The following is an 18,086-nucleotide window of genomic DNA, read 5'->3' on the forward strand; positions in this document are numbered from 1 at the left end:
ATATCTCGCGGGTGACGCGATTTATAGCTGGTTGGTGATAGATGCCCTGGCCAATTTTTGGCCGGGGTTTTTTATTTGGGTTCCGCAGATGGAATTTTGAGATAGCATGTAGTCCCTTCACCCTCTTTGCTCTCAAAGCTAATTTCTCCTTGATTCAGTACTACAAACCCGTGGACCACACTGAGTCCGAGCCCAACACCAGACTCACCACCCGTACCAGGTCTGATTTTATCTTTAGTCGCTTCAAAGATCCTATCGATGATCTCTTTGGGTATCCCAATGCCATTATCGGAGATTTCAAACGCAATAAACCCTTCCTTTTTCACACCCAGAACTTCAATCTTTCCTCCATTTTTTGTGAACTTAACTGCGTTGTTTAATACGTTTTTAAAAATAACTTTTAAAGTATTGGTGTCGCCATACAGGGTAAGATCGTCATCCAGCTGCAAATCGATGGTTATATCTTTTTCCGATGCATATGACTGGAAGGAATTCAGGACTTCCTGAATGATGGGCTTTGCCTCTTGCATCTTAGCTCTGAATGGCATGCTTCCATTTTCAATTTTCACCCAGCTGATGAGATCCTCAAGTAAGGTGAGTAATCGACCCTTGCCATCATTGAGATGCTTTTTTATGATCTCAAACTGCGGATCATCTTTTACATCGTAGTTTTCAGATACGTGATTGATCAACACTTCAGCAAAACCTGTAACTATTCCAATGGGAGATTTGATATCGTGAGAGACGATCGAAAATAATCGTCCTTTCATCTTATTGAGCCTATCCAATTCTTCCTGCTTTTCCAGTAATTCCTGGTTCAGCTTTTCGATTATTTCATTGGATTTATGCTCTTCCATTTCCTAACAATTTGTTAAAGGCCTTTAATATAGGAACTGATAAACAGTGATTATGTATTTTTCGCTAATTAAAAGGTAAGAAAATTTGAAGAGACTAATCACCTTAATGCTGGTAATCATCCAGGCAGGATGCGATGAAAAACCATCCGATAGCCCAATTTTTAAGTATTATCCCCCGGAATCCGTCTTTGAAGATGGTTTTGTAAGTAAGTATTACAGCCACTACTACCCTGATAACACCGATCGCAGACCTATCACGGAAGTGAAGTATACTAAGCATGTCAGGCTGGATGAAAATCATTTCATGACCGAAGAGTATAACGCCGGGTTTCAATTAATGAACAACCGGTTTTATGAAATTTCTGGCGACTCCCTTATCCTTGATCGGGGTATGGGCATTAGCTATAGGGACTATACGGACACCACAGAACTCAACCTGTTAAGCAAAGTAGTTTCTGTTTGGGAGCATGAGATGAAGACTCCATACCAAATTCAATATGAGTTTGATGACCAGGCGTATATCTATACCGAACAGCAGCAGTCAGCATATGATAGCATCATTCTTGATAAGCCAGCTAAAGTGTTCTTGAGTGAGTGGAATTATCGGGAGGCAGGAAAAGATTCCACCTTCAACAAAGGTAAAACACGCTCTTACTATGTTCAGGACATGGGATTTTTTGGTTCTGATGGAGAGGGAGAGGACTATTCTTTGCAGATGGAGCTGATCGAGCAAATGTCGGTGGAGGAGTTTGAAAAAAGAGCCGCTCATGGAGAACACCGTGTGGCATGGATTGATCCTGATCAAACCATCGGTGATGATACTGAATTTACCCTGTGTGGGCATGAGATTCGCATTGCCGACTACTACAACTCCACCCCTGACGGGAGATATCTACACGATAAGCGGGCGATGATGGACACCATCTTTACCAATCTGGATAAATCGAAGTTAGAAGATCAGAACGGAAGCCTGGTGTTTCGTTTTGTGGTCAACTGTGAGGGAAAAGCAGGCCGATTTATTGCAAAAGGATATGATGTCAATTACCAGCCCATGGAGTTTCGGAAAGAAACAGTGGAGCATCTATATAGCATTTTAAAAAAGCTGGAGGATTGGAGACCTGTTGTGATCGGGGACGAGGGAAGAGACGCTTATTACTACATCAACTTTAAAATAGAAAATGGTGAAATCATCGATATACTTCCTTAGTGCGCTGATCATTGCATTTACCTCCTGCGAGCAGCGAGAGTGGTACAAAAAGGAGCTTTCCGAAGAATTAAAAAAACAATACTCTCCGCAAGTGCGAGCAGGGCGGGTGTACTCCTATCAGGGATCAGTACCGGAGCAGTTTCAGTTAAAAGAAGCGATGATGCTCGATTCCACTGACGCGGATCTATGGCGGGAATTTGGAACAGCTAGGGTCAAGCGTGGCATCCTGGACGAAATGTATTACTACTATAATGAGGCGGTAAAAAGAAAGCCGGAAAAGTGGGCCGGATTTAGAGGCTATCTATACCTCTATTTTTATCGCGATTATGAAAGAGCTATCGCTGATTTTAATCTTGGGGATGAGGCAAATGGCCAGGTGGACTACTCGCAAGGTCAGAGCCATGATTATATGCGGGGAATTTGCTATTACGGGATGAAGGATTATACCACGGCTATTAATTTTCTTGATCGCTACATCAATAAAGTGGTAGAGGAAGAAGGTGAATCCTGGGTCGACGTGTACGCAATTCTTTACAAAGGGCTGTCACTCCTGCAGCTAGAGCGTTTCGATGAGGCGATTATTGAATTTGACCGAGTCCTGAAATATTATCCGAACCTATCGGACTGCTTTTACCACAAAGCACGTATTTACATTGCAAGAGGACAGTTTGATCTGGCCTTAAAGGAACTGGATATAGCTGAGGAATATTTCAAAAAGGGTTACTTCCATCAACGCCCTTATGTGGAGGTACTGGAACAGATCTATCTTCAGGACATAGTGGGGCTGGGGAGGGAGATATCGACTAGCTAATCGACTTCACTGAGGTGCACAATGACATTTAGGTCCCGGAATTAATCCGGGACACTTTCTGTCAAAGTTGTTGCACCAGTCTATCATAAATCATACTTCACTGTAAATAACCCATACCGCTGCTGGATGGCATAAGAAAAGGTGCTGATCAGGTTGTCACTGAAGCTGTCCCTACGGACATTTCTAGTGTCCAGCAGGTTGAAGCCCTGCACCTTAAATTCCCACGGACTTTTCTTTTTGCGGTAGCTCAATGAAGCGTCCAGCATATCGAAAGAGGTCTCCTGATTTTGGTTTTTGTTCAGGTAATTGTTGTACGCATAGGAAGTCTCCATCCTCCATCCATTAATGGTCAGGGTCGCGCCAATGTTGGGACGATGATTCACAAACCGGCTGGTAGTTGCTCCCGAACTGTATCGATTCAGACTCATGGTATAACCGGTTCTCACCGACAATTTTTTGAACAACCTGGCTGACATATTCAGGGAATAATTTTGTGTGAAATTGTCATTTTCAATCACCTGATTTTCAATTTGGTTGTTGAGTACTGCTTGTGAGAGATTCACCTGTCCGCTTACACGGAAGTGGTCGAAACGCTTTTCCAGGTTGAGGTACCCGCTTGTGATGTGATTGGCGGAACCGGCGTTGACCGGGGTGAGCACGTTCTCTACTCCTTGCAGCTGCTGATTATTGGTAAACCCGTCTACGATGTAGGTGAAGTTGAGCCCGCCGTAGATGTTGAAAAAGTTGTACATGTTGTAGTTCCGATAGTTTACTCCCACTGCATGGCTTAGCGCCGGACTCAATCCAGCATTACCAAAAAGCAAGGTATTGTACCGACTCATAACGTATCCTTCGCTGTAAGCAGCCACGTCATTGTACTCAATGGACTGACGGTAATCCAGCTCAAGGGAATGTGAGCCTCCAAACTCATACAGCGCTCGAAGCTCCGGAAAAACATACTGTGAATTCTCCTGAGCATCGCTTGCCCCATTGAGTGTATAACTGTTGAAACTCACTCCCGGACTTACCGTGAGCTTGTTCCACTTCTTTTTGTACATCAGCCGGACGTACCGATTGGTGATGTCCAGGTCCTGATCCAGGGAGAATACGTTTTCCCCTTCACCTGCCAGGTTCGTAGACAGTGTCTGTCTGGAAAGGTTGATGCCAAATGCCGTATTGATGTGCGTGGTTTTATTGAGGATGTAATAGTAGTTGAAGGCCCCATCCAGTCGTCGGGTGTCGATGGATTGATCCTGGTTCAGCTGTAGCAGCGGCACATCACTGGAAAGGAAGGAACTAAACAAAGCTTGCTCGCTGGAGAGCAGCTGATTGCTGACGTTCTGTTCATCATTGTATTTGACCTCTGCGGAGATGATGTTCCGCTCATTCAGCGCCTGGAACATGCGCAGCTGATGACTCATGCTTTGTGGCATTCGTGCACTCCCTTCCTGCAATTGATTATCGCCGGAAAGCAGCTGTGAATTTCTCATCATGCCCTGATCAATGGTGCTGCGTTTTCCAAAGAAATTATAGTCCACCTGCAGGTTGTAGTTGGGGGTGTACTTCACCGAAAACCGCCCAAGACCGGATCGGTTGTCCAATGAGGAAGCCGTCGTTAGCTCCTCTTCCGTGCGTTCTTCCAGCTGCGGGTACGTCCGCTGTGAGTTGGAAGCCATGTCCACATCATTGTGAAAGCCAATCATAAATCCGGAGAGCTGCACCTTATCCGAGAGACGTGTGGTAAAATTTAACGCTCCCAGGTAGTTGGTCAGGTTGGCTGCCGAATTTCGGTCGGTCATGGGGATGTCCATATCTCCGGCATTGACCCTGAATGTGGTACCGTTGCGGGAAGCAAGCGAACCCATACCACCCGTCATCCGGAAGTAGTCGTTGAGTGTGAGCGCCAGCTCACCTACGTTGTTGCCATCTCCAATAAAGTTGATACTCGTTTCAGGGGCATAGTAGAATGTATTGGCATGACCAAAGAACCGTTTCTCGGGTCCCCCTCCTGCTTCCACGTCTCCAAAAACCATTCGCTTTTTGTCTCCCTTCAGTTCGATGTTTAACGCCAGCTGCTGGTCATCCCTCAATCCCTGCATGGGAGCAATGTCATTGAAGTTTTGTAGCACTTGCACCCTGTCCACCACATCGGCCGGGATGTTTTTGGTGGCCAGCTTCGTGTCCCCTTCAAAAAACTCCTTACCATCCACAAGCACCTTATCTACCCGCTTGCCCTGCACTTCAATATCCCCATTGTCGCGAATATTGAATCCGGGCAGCTCCTCCAGCACATCCTCCAGCTTGCGCTCATCACCTTTGGTGAAGGCTTCCGCCTTGTATGAGATGGTGTCGCCGCGAACGAGCACGGGCATCTCAGCCACTACGGTTACCTGATCCAATTGATTGACCGCCTCATTCATGATGATCACTAAAGGATCGTCGGGCTGCTGATCCAGCTTCAGGTATTGACTGATGGGAACAAACCCAACGAATGTCACTTGTAATTCGTAGACCCTGCCTTGCTCCAGCCGAAGTTGAAAATTGCCTTTGACATCCGTGACGGCAAATCCTTTCATCTCCTGGGTGGCGGTATCGATCGCCATCACATTGGCGAAAGCAACGGGTGCCAGAGTCGTGTCTCGTGTTTGACCTTTGAGTAAGAGGTGATTCTGACCCAGGACGAAAAAGGCACACAGGGTCAGAAAACAGTAAAATAGTAGTCCTTTCATTTGTGCTTATCCTCCGATTCTGATCACACGTGTTTCTCCTCCTTCACCCGTATCATATTTCTTCATCATCTCCTGCATTTTTTCATCACGGATTTGATTTGCCTCTTCACGGGTCACTCGTTTGCCTTTATCCGGCTTTTCAATGACTACCGGTTCGGAGGGGTTGAGCTCCACTTTGGTGCACAGGTAGGTCATGTTTCCGTCCTTGAGCTCCAGGATAAGCCCGGGTAGCCCCCACGTGTTATTTGGGCCTTGCGAAACAGGGATCTCAGGCGTGTACCATGCAGTGATCATGGTGGTGTCCATTACCGTTTCCGTTTTTTGTTCTGAGCCATCAAGGGTCATGGACAGGGTCTCATTGATGTCCTGAAACTCGGCTTTGATCACCGTATAGTCACCAATCTTTTTGGTCTCTTTGGTGATCTTCCAGTTGAAAGGCTCCAGCTCATCCTCGATCAAAAACTTCTTTCCGAAGATTTCGGTCTCTTCGAGGAATTCATTGTTACTTGGGTTGATGTAGCTTTTAGAGTTACCAGTTCGCAAGGTTATTTGGAAGCCCCCATTCGAAGAAGGATTTGTTACAGGGTCAAGCTCAGCCTCTTCTTTCCAGGTGGCTTCCTGGAGGTTGAAGGTTAATGTGAAATCTCGTTGCGATTGCTGCATAAGCTGCTTACGAACCGACTCCTGCATTTCCGGACTCATATTTCTTCCGGCCACATTAATAGATTCGATGTTCATGGATGATTTATAGCTGGCGACCCCCTCAAATTTCTGGGCCATAATTGAGCTCCCCACCAGCAAGCCTGGCACCAGTGAGAGAAGTAGTATCATTTTTCTCATTGTCGTGTGTTTTGTTTTCAGCAAACCAATGAGAATGAGTGCTAACACACGGTTAAGCAGTGTTAACGTGTGTTAACGCATTAAAAGCGGGCCACACGACCCACGTATATTTGTGCTGTGACAAAACGATCATATCGGTACATATTGATCCTCATCGTGGTGACTGCCGTAGTGCTGATAGGCGCCCAGGTGTATTTTACCATCCAGAATTACGAGATGAACAAGCAGCGCTTTATCCAGGATGTTCAGCAGTCGTTGGATGCCAGCATCGAAGGCTACTTTGCTGACCGAGCGAAGAGCAACATTTACATCCTGACTCAAACAGATTCGGATACCATTGTCGGAGGAAGAAGAGCCTTGGGCTTTGCTTCCAGATTTGATAATATAGATCGTTTATTTTCTGATTCTATTGAACTGTCAGCTTCCAGCTTTACTCATGTCTGGTCAGATAGTAGCTCTGGTTCAGATTCCGCAAGGATTGATTCAATTCTCAAAGCGAACAACAGTAATCAGATCAAAAGACTGCAACTCACCAATGACACTGGTTCTGTGCGAATAAAGGAGTTTCGTAACCTGACTCAAAAGGTGATGATCTCGATCAGTGAAGAGCTGCTGAACATCGGGGAGTTATATGGCAAGGTGAAGGAAGAACTGGCGAATAAAAACCTGGACATTGCATTTGCATTGAATCAAAAGGTGCAAGGGAGAAAAACCACCATCGGGAAGATGGAAACGCAAAACTACCTCTCAGCAACGTCTACCTCTGCTTACCTGGGAAGTGAACATTCCATCGGGATAGACTTTGAAAATGCCACATTGATCATTCTCCGAAATGGAATCAGTGAGTTGATATTATCTGTCCTCCTCATCGGGCTGGTAGTCGGGACATTGATCCACCTCTACCGAACCATCAATGCGCAAAAGCAGCTGGCAGCCATCAAAGATGACCTGATCAGCAACATCACCCACGAGTTTAAGACGCCCATTGCGACCATCTTCTCTGCACTGGAAGGCGTCACCAGTTTTAACGAGACCAACGATCCGGAAAAGACCAAGCGATATCTGGCCTTGTCAAATGACCAGCTCCGTAAGCTCAATGACATGGTGGAGAAGATGCTGGAGACCGCCACCATTGATCAAGGTAAACTCTCGCTGAACAAAGAAGAGACGGAGGTTGTGAAGTGGACCAAAGAAATGGTGGACCGATTCCGCATGGTAGAGAAGGAGAAGCAGATCAGCTTTGAGACAGAGTTGACAGTACATGAGGGGATCATCGATCGCTTTCATTTGGAAAATGCCCTTTGCAATCTCGTCGATAATGCGATCAAGTACGGGGGTGACCATGTGACTGTTCGACTGAAGCAGGAAGAGGGTTCATGCATCTGGGAAGTGGAAGACAATGGCGGCAACATCCCGAAAGCACAGCGCGACAAGGTGTTTGACAAGCTGTACCGTATCCCTTCAGGCAACAAGCACGACGTGAAAGGATTCGGGATTGGTTTGTATTACGCCCGTAACATTGCTGAGCTCCATGGTGGTCAGCTGACGCTGGGGGTGGCAAACAATCAAACGCTATTTAAGCTGCAGGTATGAGTGAGGCACCCAAAATATTGCTGGCCGAGGATGAAGCTGCCCTGGGCATGATCGTACGGGAGAGCCTGGAGTCTCGTGGTTTTGACGTGATCTTTTGCGAAGATGGAGAGCAGGCGAAAGCCGCCTATGAGTCGGAACAGCCGGACCTGCTGGTACTTGATGTCATGATGCCGAAGCTGGACGGGTTCTCCCTTGTAAAGGAGCTGCGTAAGCAGGATCAATTCATCCCGATCATCTTTTTAACGGCCAAGTCGCGCACCGAAGATGTGGTGGAGGGCTTTGGCTATGGCGCGAATGATTACCTGAAGAAGCCTTTCAGCATGGAGGAGTTGATTGTTCGGATTCATGCACTCCTTGCACGCAAAGCCCCCCGATCAAAGAACGGCGTGCAGGAAGTGGGTGCCTACATGTTTGACTGTCAGAAGCAGCTGTTGACCCATAAGCCCACCGGGGAGGAAGAACGGCTAACCCACCGTGAGGCGATGCTACTGGATGCGCTGATTAAGAACGTCAACGAGCTCACCAACCGTCAGGTCATCCTCAAATCACTCTGGGGCAGTGATGACTTCTTCAATGCCCGCAGCATGGATGTGTTCATCAGCAAGCTGCGTAAAAAGCTCGCGCAGGATCCTACGGTCGAGATCATCAATGTGCGTGGGTATGGGTACAAGTTGGTGGTTGGAAGCTAATATCTGGCGACAAGGCAAAAAGAAACCCCCGGAAATGCTCCAGGGGTTCGACTGATCATCCTATGGATAAGGATGTTTATTCACCGCCAAGATTTAATGTGTCTAATTCAGTTTCTTCGCCTGCAATTACCACTACATTCATTTCTGAAGCCGTTGTAAATTCCGATCCTTCTTCTGGTACGGCATAAACATTATAGGTTTCTTCAGGAAGCAGGTCGATCAGGAATGCTCCGTCATCTTCCGGCATGGTGGTGCTGATGGTATCTTCATCATTGATGTCTAAAACATACACCACGGTTGAAACGGTATCCGGCATAACCACTCCAGAGATGCTGCCAAATACATCTTCTTCATCAACCTCAGTGAGCGTTGCTCTCACCACAGGCTTCAGGATGTGTTCGCCATTTCCAAGCTCGACCACAGACTGTGCAGCATCAAAGTCAAGTACCAGTCGGTAGAATTTGTTGTCTTCTACTTCTCCGTCTATATTAATTTTCAGTCCGGTTTGACTACCAGAAGGTACAAAAATGTCTGAGGTGTCACCATCTATGACAATTTTGTTATTATTTCCAAGGATCAGACGTACTTGCTCCAGCTCTCCGGCTTCAATATCTTCATCCGCCAGGATTGCTTCTTCACCGTTATTCAGTTTCAGCAAGTCATAAACGGTTGGAGTCACTTCCAGTGTGTTCCACTCTCCGTCATTGTCCGATTCTTCTTCACTATTCTCTTCTCCATCTTCTTCTCCTTCATTTTCACCTTCCTCAGTGGAGTCCGTGTCGATTCGATATTCCACTCCTTGCACATCAATGAGGATAGCGTCATATTCAGCCGGATCATCCACAAGTGCTACCTGCATTCGAGCGGTGGTCATTCCATTGTTATCAATCTCGGTGCTATCTGAGCAGCTACTTATGGCAGCTACCATCAATACAGTTATGAGCAGTGTCAACAGTCTTGATTTCATTCGCTTTCTTATTTCCATTATTTACTTTTTACTGGTTAAAAAAAATTTCTTTCTTACCTATGCCAAATAGCATACCGTGAAGAAAATAAGCGATATAGCACTGTAGATGGCATTTTTTATAAATGAAGTTTCTCATTTTGAGAAATGGAATCCCGAAACGCGAAGAAAAAAAGGGTATGGCCTGGTGGTCTAGACTTTTTTCACTTTCTGATGTCCGGTGATGGCATCAATCATTTTGACATAGCTCACCTTTTTTTCGGAGTGCTGTGAAACGTAGAAAAACTCCAGCCCCTCCAACTCCACGGTGCATTGGCCCAGGTCATAGCGCTGAGAGAACACCTGGTCCCCTGCTTCAATTGGCATGCCGTCAATGTCCATCAGCTGCGGCGGTTGTTTCTCTTTCGGTTTCTTTTTGAAGAATTTGATCATGGGCTTGCAAGTATAAAATAAAGTGCTGAGAGATAATTCTTCAAAACCTATACTGAAACAAAAGCGCGTGCCATCCCTGAACCTGAATGTTATTTGAAGATCAACTATCTTACTTTAGCTATGGAAGTAAAAGTGATTCATAAAAATCATGGACGAGCCTGCGAATGCTGCAGCTCCTGGTTGAAGCACTGGGAGCGCATCACTAAAGAGGATGTAGGCACCTGCCGCACAAAAAACTGCACCAATCCTGCCAAAGTAGGCGCACATGTAAAACGCAAGAGCGGAGACAACACCTGGCGTATTGTGCCGCTATGTCACAATTGCCATAAATCTACAGACTGGCTCACACTCAATAAAAACACCCGGTCAGTAAGTGCCGAGCAGCATTCGTGTGGGAGGTAAGAATTTAACTACCAATTACAATCCACTAGCTACTAAATCATACATTTCCCACCACCTGCATGGTCTCAAGTGAGGGGTTTTGGCTACCACCACGTGGCTCGATGGTCACAGCGAAGGCGGCTGCACCGGAAGTGATATTGTTCATCTGTACGAGGAAGCTGCCATTGTTCGGGTCAAAGACTCCTGCATCTACGGGTTTACCATCAATGATCGCCCAAAGCTGGTATTGCTGGCCTTGAGATAGCTCTTTAAGGTTTTGAATGCTAAGGTATACATCGGCTGTTGTTTCATTCCAGTATACGGTTGCCTGCGCGTCAGGAGAGTTGTCAGTTCCGGCCATCACCACTCGCTTGTAAGACCTATTGTTCATGATCGCAACGGCGCTCTGGATGTCGTCCAGTTGCTGGTTTACCTGGTTGTAGTTTTCTGCAAACTGTGCATTCTGGGCAATCATATCTGACAGCTGGTCTTCTGCGCTCTGCCATTTTTTCCAGTAGGTAAAGGCCATCACCGTAGAGGCCAAAGCTATCAGCACGGAAGCTGCTGCTGCAAAGCGGAGGATGCCTACCCCCTTGTCAGGCTGCATCTGTACCACGGGAGCTTCTTTTTCTTTCGTCTCCGCTCTACCAATCTGTTGCATGAGTTTTTCTTTCACCCCTTCAGGTGGCTGCACTGCAGTGGCAAAGGCAAGGGTTTCTATAGAAAGCTCAATCGCGTCAAGCTCCTCCTGTACCTCAGGGTGCTTGGCGGCCATCTGCTCTACCTCTGTACGTTCAGCTGCGGAGAGCTGATCCATCACATAGGCTTCCAGTATGCCTGACGATATATATTCTTCTATGTTCACTCTACTTGCAATACTTTTCTCATATTCTTCAATCCCATCCGAAGACGGGTTTTCACCGTCCCCAAGGGGATATCAAATTCTTCAGATATTTCTGATTGGGTATAGCCTTTAAAATACGCCATCTCCAGGATAAAACGTTCTTCCTCCCGAAGGCTGGCAAGTGTTTCTTTTAAGCCAATGCCATCGATGTTTTGGTAATTTAAATTTCCACGCTCTATACCAGTTACGTAGGTTTCAATGTTGTCGGTTTTCCCGACCTTTTTCATTTCCTTCGATCGCAGCTTATCGATCGCCAGATTGCGACTGATATTGACCATCCAGGTAAAGAATCGGCCTTTGGACGAGTCATACTGATCAATCTTATCCCAGAACTTCATGAAAGCATCCTGCAAGACTTCCTGCGCCACATCTTCATCGTTCACAATGCGGGAAATTGCTCCGTATATCGCTGCTGAATAGTTGTCATATAAATAGCTGAATGCATCTGCCTCCTTCACCCGCAAGCGAGCGACCAATTGGTCCTGATCTATTTGTTGGTTTGGCAGAGACATGTTCGGGGTTAAAAATAAGGGATAATTTGTTAGGGGGAGCTCTTCTTTTGTCTTGATACAAAAGAACCAAAAAATCAAGGCTGTATGAATAAATCCTAAAAATGATTCATTACGCCTAAAACCCTCGAAACTCACTTGCTATTGCTCCCTCAGACAGTCGAGTCTTTTCACGGCTTCATTCTTCATTTTCTTCAAGGCTTTATTCATAAGGCCATTGTTTCGCCGTGCCAGCGATTAGGTGGAGAAATGCAGATGGTGCGTCCCTGCCACTATCGCTGCATCGCAGCGAACTGCTAAAATCACGTGTAGGGCAGTGGGTTGGCTGGATTGATTTTAGTAAGGCTTTTGCTTACTTTTTGCCTGGAAAAAGTGAGTGCCTCCCCGGCATTAGGGAGTTAAAATTGATTAAGCAAAAAGTATCGGCCTCCCCGGCCAGAGGGGTATAGTATAAATAAGGCCGTTGGTTCGCCGTTCCGGCGATTGGGAGCTCCATACTAGAAAGTCATTTTTCTTTTGGGGCATAGACTCCCTGCGGGAGTGACATGAGTGTTGATGGTCCCAGCCTGCGGATTAGCGTCAGTAGACAGAATCACTACTAGTAGTGAACAATAAATGGGGTGATATTTTTAATTTGCACCCTTCTAAAAGGCTTATAGCAACGATCCATATGAAAAAATATATCAAACCGGCCCTAATGATTCTGGCAGCAGCTGTCATCATCTTACAATTCTTTCGCGGGACTCCACCGGAAGTTCGGGCAAATAATCCTGGTGATTTATTTGCCAATGAGATGGTAGATGCGGAGGTGGCTACACTTATTCGTAATGCCTGCTACGATTGTCACTCGATGGAAACCAAATATCCATGGTATACCTATGTGACACCTTTGTCCTGGTGGGTATTTGATCATGTGGAGCATGGCAGAGAGGAGCTTAATTTTTCTGAGTGGGCAGGCATGTCTATAAAGAGAAAAAATCATAAGCTGGAGGAGATCAGTGAAGAGACCCTGGAGGGTGAGATGCCATTGGAATCTTACACGCCGCTACACCCAGAGGCGCAACTTACTGATGAACAACGCCAGCTGATCAGTGACTGGGCTTTAAGTATGATGACATCAGAGGAATAGGGGATTACCTAAACCTCCTGAACAACACCTTCAAAAACTCTTTGACCTCATCTGATTGCATGTCCCACTCATTGTGTTTGGCATAGCCTTGCACCAGAAACTCGACTGATTCATCAAAGGAGTCGTATTCTTCCAGTTCGTAGAGTGCGTTTTCGAATTCGTTCTTATCGTTGCGGAAGAGCTCCTTAATAAACATGTACCGATGATTTAAAGAAATCAATTCCAGGATGCCTCCTTCTTTTGGAGCCTTCTCGTGGTGCTCCGCCAGGCTTTCCTCCTCTTTTTCGAATTGTTTATTGATGGTTTCCTCAGGAAAATCATCCTCCCGATCATCATCTTCCAGCATCACCGGAGGCTGTACCTTTTTCTTTGGTTCTTCTTCCTCTTCCGGCTCCTCCTCTTCCGGTTCTTCATCCTCGTCTGTTGGAGCTTCTGATTTTGGTTCCTCCTTTTCTTCTTTTATCGGTTCCTCCCGCCTTGTTGAACCATCGTCAATGTCTTCTTCCGTCATGGCATCATCATCCGTACTCATCTCCACCCCCTCGCTTTCCAACTGTGCATCGGGGGCCGTTTTCTTAGGCATCTTTCGTTCGCTTACAAGATCTTCTTCTCCCGGTTCAAACAGGTCATCTTCGTCAAACTCATCTTCATCAATGGCAGGATCGTCTGAAAAAACTTTTTCAACGGATATTTCAAGTACTTCTGACAGCAGCTTGCATTCTTCAGCAACGGCTTCTGTGGTGTCAAAGTCATCAAACTCCTCCGGCAGCTCATCGATCACATCGTCGATGGTCAGCCCTTTCATGTCAGAAAGGAAGTTCTGAATCTCTTTTTTGTGAATCTTCAGGTACTTCACCGTACCCTCCACGGATTTATCGGCGATTTTCTCCACGCCCCGGCTATCCAGATCGATCTCCACATATGCCTGTGGCATGGCAGCCAGGTAGATGGTGTCTTTTACGGCGTGGTTGAGAAGTGTCTCAAATTTTGATTTGTTGATCTCGATATGCTGAGAAAGCACGTTCATGAACTGGATCATCGCCTGACGCACTTCTTCATGCTTGTAGTTGAAGAAGGGGCTTTCCAACTTCTTGGTCTCCTCCTGCCAGTAGCGGAAGAGCAACTTGATCACAAAAAAATTGACCTGCTTGGATGGGGTGACTTTGAGTATTTCCTTCCCGGTGATTACGTCCTGGCCGTCCTTGAAAAAATCGGCAGTCACTTTGGATGCAAATTTCTCACAATAGCCGTCAATAAAGTCTTCGTTTAGTTTCTTTTGCATTCTTGAATGTTGATAAGGATGCCCACGGTAAAAATCGTTAACCTACAAAGTAAATCTATTCATTGTGATGATAAAAGGGAAAGTTTGCTGGATATTTTGCTTACTGCCACCGATTGGATGCATGCGTGTGGCGCCAAAGGAAGGTGTACGACCTGCAAGGCGAAAATTGTAGCGGGAATGGAGCATCTTTCTCCCCGGACCAGACCTGAGCTGCAATATGCTAAATTGAATAAATTGCGAGAGGATGAGCGCCTCACCTGCCAGGCACAGGTGTCGGGAGACATTGAAGTAAAGGTGCCAAAAGAAACACAACTGCCACATTTGACTTACACTGAATAATGTTTGTAGAGCCACATATCGGAAAAGGAACGTTGCGTCGGGCCGGCTGGATCGAGGTGGTGTGCGGGTCGATGTTTTCAGGAAAAACCGAGGAGCTGATCCGGAGACTGAACCGGGCTATGCTGGCCAATCAGCACGTAGAGATTTTCAAGCCAGCGGTGGACAAGCGATACGATAAAACCAAGATCGTCTCACATAAAGACTCTTCGATTCCTTCTGCGCCGGTCAACTTTGCCAATGACATTCTTCTCCGGTCCGGAGGCTGTGAAGTCGTGGGCATTGATGAAGCCCAGTTTTTTGATGAGGAGATCGTGAATGTGGTGAATAAGCTTGCAAATCAGGGAAAGCGGGTGATTGTAGCCGGACTGGATATGGATTTTAAAGGGGTGCCGTTCAAACCGATGGATGCGCTCATGGCGATCGCCGAATACATCACCAAGGTGCATGCCGTTTGCATGAAATGCGGGAATGTGGCGTCTTACTCACACCGACGTACTAAATCGAAACAAACGATAGTTTTAGGAGAAAAGGATATTTATGAAGCGCTTTGCAGATCATGCTTCTTTGAGGCGATGGGCACTAAGTAGCCTGATGCTTTTTTTGGGTTGGTGTGTTTCAGCGCAGGATATCGCTGTGGGCACCTGGCGCACACATTTTAGCTACATGAATGCAAAACACCTTGCAGTCACCCCGGATAGATTATTCTGCGCTTCTGAAAACGGACTGTTTTCCAGGGATCTTGCTAGTGGAGAAACCCGAAAGCTCTCCAAGATCGATGGGCTCTCGGATGTGGGTGTGTCTGCATTGGCTTACAATGAAAGTGCTAATGTGTTGGTGATAGGTTACCGATCCGGGGTTGTGGATTTTGTTTTCGAAGATCAGATTCTGTCCATCGATGATCTGGCCAACAGCACACTGGATGTCAATAAAACCATCAATGATATGGCTTTCGAGAGCGGACAAACCTTCCTTGCGACAGACCTGGGGGTAATTGTGGTAAGCACCTCGGATGCTACCGTCCAGGAAAATTTTGTGAATATTGGTTCCGGAGGAAATGAAGTGGAGGTGCAGCAGATATATACCCGAAATGACTCCCTGTTCATCCGAACGACGGAGGGCATACAATCGGGCAGCCTCTCTCAAAACCTGTTGGACTTCAGCAACTGGAACAGATATGCTGGTAGTGCCGGGTATGCCAACCTGACGAAGGTCGGTGATGATTTATTTGCTACCTCTGGTACCAATCTTCTTCAGCTTTCCAGCTCATGGAATGATACGGGGGCAGATCTCCCAGCAGGGGCAAACAGCCTTTTCTCCGATGAGGAAGACCTGTGGACCTCCGATGCTGGCGGCACGATATATCGATATGATGGCAGCACATTTGAAATGCAGCTCTCGACCACCGCTACGATGGTTAATGAGCTGGTTCAAATCAACGGCACGTTCTTTTTGGCTGATGGTGAGCAGGGGTTGGTAGATGCCTCAGGTGATTCCTTTTCTCCAGATGGGCCTGTATCAGATAGCTTCTCCAATGTCAGAGTGCTTGCCAATGAAGCGTTTGGTTTTCATGCCCCATCGGTATTTTCCTATGATGGCTCAGAGGAGCAGGCGGAATTCTCTGTTTTTTCAGACGGGCAGTGGGAGCCCCGGTCGATCGATGGCTTCACTAATGTTTCGGATGTAGCCCGATATAATGGCAACTATTATTATTCTTCCATCGGGGATGGCTTGTATGATGAAACCGCAGCGGAAATGATCGCTGATATTCCCGGTAGCTCTGCGGAACCGGATACGGTAATCACCTCGCTGGCAGCTGGTGATCGTTTGTGGGTTTCGAGCTTTGGCAATAGCAACCCCATTCATACCCTGGATGAGGAGAGTAATTGGTCTTCATATGCAAGTACATTGCTGTTCGATGATGAGTTTCTAACCATTGACTTGTCTGAAACAGGTGTGGCATGGCTGGGATCTTCTTCCGGGTCGATCACGGTTTTTGAGCCGAATGAAGGAACCTCGGATCTGCTTACCACCAGCGACGGGCTTCCATCCTCCTTTATTGATATTGACATCACGGTAGAGGACAATGCATGGATTGCCACATCGCAGGGACCGGCCTTTTACCCCAGCGCCTCTTTTGTTTTTTCTGATACGGAAGCGATTCTCCCATCATTTGAAAACCGGGTCTTATTCGAGGGAGAAGCAATCAATGCGGTGATTACCGACGGAGGCAATCGGATCTGGTTTGGCACTAACAGTGGTCTTTGGGTGTACGATGAAAATACTTCCGAGCAGGTGGCGGTTTTTAATGAAGGGAATAGTCCATTGCCATCTGACCGAATTATCCAGCTGGCGTACAATGGGACCAATGGAGAGGTCTTTATCTATACCGATCAGGGGATGGTCTCTTACCGGAGTGCCTCTTCCTGGGGGTCAGCACGTCATCGCAATGTGAATATTTTCCCCAATCCTGTACGTCCCGACTACCTCGGATTGGTAGGGCTTACGGGACTGGCTCGGAATGCCATCGTCAAAATCACGGATATCAATGGAAACCTGGTGCAAGAGCTGAATGCAAGCGGGGGCTCAGCTTCATGGAATTTGATGGATATCCGTGGAAGGAAGGTCGCAACAGGCATCTATCTGTTTTTCAGTGCTACCTCAGACGGAGAGGAGACGTATGTGGGGAAAATAGCCGTGGTACGCTGATGATCATCAAGTCAAAAGGGATTGTTCTAGGCTATATCAAATACGGGGATAGCTCCATCATTGCACGAATTTTCACCGAAGAAAGCGGATACGGTTCTTACATTGTCAACTCGATCAGGAGTCAAAAGACAAAGAAAAGCATTGGTCACTTCCAGCCATTCTCCATTCTGGACCTGATCCTCTATGTGAAAGAGACCCGCGACCTTCAGCGGATCTCAGAATTCAAAAACCATTATCCGCTCCATCACCTCCATCACGACCCGATCAAAAGTTCAATCACACTTTTTTTGACTGAGGTTTTTTCGAAATTGCTTCAGTCCGAACAATCACCCAACCCTCACCTCTTTTCTTTTGCTGAAGAATCAATCAAGGTGTTGGATGCTTTGGAGTCGGGCGTGGCAAATTTTCACTTGCAGTTTCTTTTGAAGATAGGGCCGCATCTGGGTTATGCCATTGATGAAATTGATAACCTTTTCAGCTCGACCGATCGCCTGTCCCCCTCGTCAGAGGTGCACAAGCGGATGGAGGTACTGATGAATGAGCCGTACGGCGTTGGGCTTGGAATGTCCAGGGAGTCGAGAAATGAGGTATTGGATGAAATTCTCAATTATTATGAGCATCACGCACACATCCATAAACCCAGGTCACTGGAAGTGTTGCGAAGTATTTTGAATTGATTTCATGCAGGTTTTATTCTGATTTAATAAATTGTAA

General features: G+C 46.6%; 18 protein-coding genes. 10 read left to right on the forward strand and 8 right to left on the reverse strand.

The annotated features are described in order from the left end of the window. Positions 1 to 71 precede the first annotated feature (71 nt). Positions 72 to 857, reverse strand: a complete 786-nt coding sequence (locus tag ACOQON_RS17700; protein WP_420576760.1) for a sensor histidine kinase — start codon at positions 855 to 857, stop codon at positions 72 to 74. Between the two features lie 85 nt (positions 858 to 942). On the opposite strand from ACOQON_RS17700, the gene ACOQON_RS17705 reads away from it, so the two are divergent. Together ACOQON_RS17705 and ACOQON_RS17710 are read left to right on the forward strand one after the other, a co-directional pair. After that, positions 943 to 2,064 (forward strand): hypothetical protein, encoded by a 1,122-nt coding sequence (locus ACOQON_RS17705; protein ID WP_420576761.1) that lies wholly within the window; start codon positions 943 to 945, stop codon positions 2,062 to 2,064. After that, complete coding sequence (locus ACOQON_RS17710; protein WP_420576762.1) at positions 2,036 to 2,875, forward strand: tetratricopeptide repeat protein; 840 nt, start codon at positions 2,036 to 2,038, stop codon at positions 2,873 to 2,875. The genes ACOQON_RS17705 and ACOQON_RS17710 overlap by 29 nt, the downstream gene beginning before the upstream one ends. 83 nt (positions 2,876 to 2,958) lie before the next feature. Here ACOQON_RS17710 and ACOQON_RS17715 read toward each other — a convergent pair whose 3' ends face one another. Beyond that, entirely contained in the window at positions 2,959 to 5,604 is a 2,646-nt protein-coding gene (locus ACOQON_RS17715; protein ID WP_420576763.1) for a carboxypeptidase-like regulatory domain-containing protein, read from the reverse strand. A 6-nt stretch (positions 5,605 to 5,610) separates the two neighbouring features. Continuing rightward, positions 5,611 to 6,444 (reverse strand): GLPGLI family protein, encoded by an 834-nt coding sequence (locus ACOQON_RS17720; RefSeq protein ID WP_420576764.1) that lies wholly within the window; start codon positions 6,442 to 6,444, stop codon positions 5,611 to 5,613. 117 nt (positions 6,445 to 6,561) lie between these two features. Here ACOQON_RS17720 and ACOQON_RS17725 point away from each other — a divergent pair, with 117 nt between their 5' ends. Together ACOQON_RS17725 and ACOQON_RS17730 are read left to right on the forward strand one after the other, a co-directional pair. Further along, positions 6,562 to 8,037, forward strand: coding sequence for a sensor histidine kinase (locus ACOQON_RS17725; protein ID WP_420576765.1), 1,476 nt, complete (start codon positions 6,562 to 6,564; stop codon positions 8,035 to 8,037). Further along, positions 8,034 to 8,726: a response regulator transcription factor gene (locus ACOQON_RS17730; RefSeq protein ID WP_420576766.1), complete on the forward strand. Its 693-nt coding sequence runs from the start codon at positions 8,034 to 8,036 to the stop codon at positions 8,724 to 8,726. Before ACOQON_RS17725 ends, ACOQON_RS17730 begins: the two co-directional genes overlap by 4 nt. A gap of 76 nt (positions 8,727 to 8,802) precedes the next feature. Here ACOQON_RS17730 and ACOQON_RS17735 read toward each other — a convergent pair whose 3' ends face one another. Beyond that, complete coding sequence (locus ACOQON_RS17735) at positions 8,803 to 9,711, reverse strand: DUF4382 domain-containing protein (RefSeq protein ID WP_420576767.1); 909 nt, start codon at positions 9,709 to 9,711, stop codon at positions 8,803 to 8,805. 171 nt (positions 9,712 to 9,882) lie between these two features. Next, the gene (locus ACOQON_RS17740; RefSeq protein WP_420576768.1) at positions 9,883 to 10,122 is read right to left on the reverse strand and encodes a hypothetical protein; all 240 of its coding nucleotides are present in this window, start codon (positions 10,120 to 10,122) and stop codon (positions 9,883 to 9,885) included. 93 nt (positions 10,123 to 10,215) lie between these two features. Between ACOQON_RS17740 and ACOQON_RS17745 the strand changes: the two genes are divergently transcribed. Continuing rightward, positions 10,216 to 10,524, forward strand: coding sequence for a hypothetical protein (locus ACOQON_RS17745; RefSeq protein ID WP_420576769.1), 309 nt, complete (start codon positions 10,216 to 10,218; stop codon positions 10,522 to 10,524). Positions 10,525 to 10,561: 37 nt separating this feature from the next. On the opposite strand, the gene ACOQON_RS17750 is transcribed toward ACOQON_RS17745, so the two are convergent. Together ACOQON_RS17750 and ACOQON_RS17755 are read right to left on the reverse strand one after the other, a co-directional pair. After that, the gene (locus ACOQON_RS17750) at positions 10,562 to 11,368 is read right to left on the reverse strand and encodes an anti-sigma factor (protein WP_420576770.1); all 807 of its coding nucleotides are present in this window, start codon (positions 11,366 to 11,368) and stop codon (positions 10,562 to 10,564) included. Then, positions 11,365 to 11,919: an RNA polymerase sigma factor gene (locus ACOQON_RS17755; RefSeq protein WP_420576771.1), complete on the reverse strand. Its 555-nt coding sequence runs from the start codon at positions 11,917 to 11,919 to the stop codon at positions 11,365 to 11,367. The genes ACOQON_RS17750 and ACOQON_RS17755 overlap by 4 nt, the downstream gene beginning before the upstream one ends. 667 nt (positions 11,920 to 12,586) lie before the next feature. On the opposite strand from ACOQON_RS17755, the gene ACOQON_RS17760 reads away from it, so the two are divergent. Beyond that, on the forward strand, positions 12,587 to 13,045 hold the full coding sequence (locus ACOQON_RS17760) for a heme-binding domain-containing protein (RefSeq protein ID WP_420576772.1): 459 nt from the start codon (positions 12,587 to 12,589) through the stop codon (positions 13,043 to 13,045). A gap of 4 nt (positions 13,046 to 13,049) precedes the next feature. On the opposite strand, the gene ACOQON_RS17765 is transcribed toward ACOQON_RS17760, so the two are convergent. Further along, positions 13,050 to 14,327: a hypothetical protein gene (locus tag ACOQON_RS17765; protein ID WP_420576773.1), complete on the reverse strand. Its 1,278-nt coding sequence runs from the start codon at positions 14,325 to 14,327 to the stop codon at positions 13,050 to 13,052. Between the two features lie 18 nt (positions 14,328 to 14,345). Between ACOQON_RS17765 and ACOQON_RS17770 the strand changes: the two genes are divergently transcribed. From ACOQON_RS17770 to recO, 4 genes are read left to right on the forward strand one after another with little or no spacing between them, the layout of a single operon-like run. Further along, positions 14,346 to 14,666 carry a 2Fe-2S iron-sulfur cluster-binding protein gene (locus ACOQON_RS17770; RefSeq protein ID WP_420576774.1) on the forward strand — a complete coding sequence of 107 codons (321 nt, stop codon included), beginning with the start codon at positions 14,346 to 14,348 and terminating at the stop codon, positions 14,664 to 14,666. Further along, positions 14,666 to 15,253 carry a thymidine kinase gene (locus tag ACOQON_RS17775; protein WP_420576775.1) on the forward strand — a complete coding sequence of 196 codons (588 nt, stop codon included), beginning with the start codon at positions 14,666 to 14,668 and terminating at the stop codon, positions 15,251 to 15,253. Before ACOQON_RS17770 ends, ACOQON_RS17775 begins: the two co-directional genes overlap by 1 nt. Beyond that, entirely contained in the window at positions 15,204 to 17,372 is a 2,169-nt protein-coding gene (locus ACOQON_RS17780) for a hypothetical protein (protein WP_420576776.1), read from the forward strand. The genes ACOQON_RS17775 and ACOQON_RS17780 overlap by 50 nt, the downstream gene beginning before the upstream one ends. Further along, positions 17,372 to 18,049 carry a DNA repair protein RecO gene (recO, locus tag ACOQON_RS17785; protein WP_420576777.1) on the forward strand — a complete coding sequence of 226 codons (678 nt, stop codon included), beginning with the start codon at positions 17,372 to 17,374 and terminating at the stop codon, positions 18,047 to 18,049. Before ACOQON_RS17780 ends, recO begins: the two co-directional genes overlap by 1 nt. Positions 18,050 to 18,086: the final 37 nt, after the last annotated feature.

This window comes from Ekhidna sp. (assembly GCF_965221965.1).
Lineage (GTDB): Bacteria > Bacteroidota > Bacteroidia > Cytophagales > Cyclobacteriaceae > Ekhidna.

Coding starts and splice junctions, on each gene's coding strand:
- ACOQON_RS17700 (WP_420576760.1), bottom strand. CDS start 857: ATGGAAGAGCATAAATCCAATGAAATAATCGAAAAGCTGAACCAGGAA.
- ACOQON_RS17710 (WP_420576762.1), top strand. CDS start 2,036: ATGGTGAAATCATCGATATACTTCCTTAGTGCGCTGATCATTGCATTT.
- ACOQON_RS17715 (WP_420576763.1), bottom strand. CDS start 5,604: ATGAAAGGACTACTATTTTACTGTTTTCTGACCCTGTGTGCCTTTTTC.
- ACOQON_RS17720 (WP_420576764.1), bottom strand. CDS start 6,444: ATGAGAAAAATGATACTACTTCTCTCACTGGTGCCAGGCTTGCTGGTG.
- ACOQON_RS17730 (WP_420576766.1), top strand. CDS start 8,034: ATGAGTGAGGCACCCAAAATATTGCTGGCCGAGGATGAAGCTGCCCTG.
- ACOQON_RS17735 (WP_420576767.1), bottom strand. CDS start 9,711: ATGGAAATAAGAAAGCGAATGAAATCAAGACTGTTGACACTGCTCATA.
- ACOQON_RS17740 (WP_420576768.1), bottom strand. CDS start 10,122: ATGATCAAATTCTTCAAAAAGAAACCGAAAGAGAAACAACCGCCGCAG.
- ACOQON_RS17755 (WP_420576771.1), bottom strand. CDS start 11,919: ATGTCTCTGCCAAACCAACAAATAGATCAGGACCAATTGGTCGCTCGC.
- ACOQON_RS17760 (WP_420576772.1), top strand. CDS start 12,587: ATGAAAAAATATATCAAACCGGCCCTAATGATTCTGGCAGCAGCTGTC.
- ACOQON_RS17765 (WP_420576773.1), bottom strand. CDS start 14,327: ATGCAAAAGAAACTAAACGAAGACTTTATTGACGGCTATTGTGAGAAA.
- ACOQON_RS17770 (WP_420576774.1), top strand. CDS start 14,346: ATGCCCACGGTAAAAATCGTTAACCTACAAAGTAAATCTATTCATTGT.
- ACOQON_RS17775 (WP_420576775.1), top strand. CDS start 14,666: ATGTTTGTAGAGCCACATATCGGAAAAGGAACGTTGCGTCGGGCCGGC.
- ACOQON_RS17780 (WP_420576776.1), top strand. CDS start 15,204: ATGAAGCGCTTTGCAGATCATGCTTCTTTGAGGCGATGGGCACTAAGT.
- recO (WP_420576777.1), top strand. CDS start 17,372: ATGATCATCAAGTCAAAAGGGATTGTTCTAGGCTATATCAAATACGGG.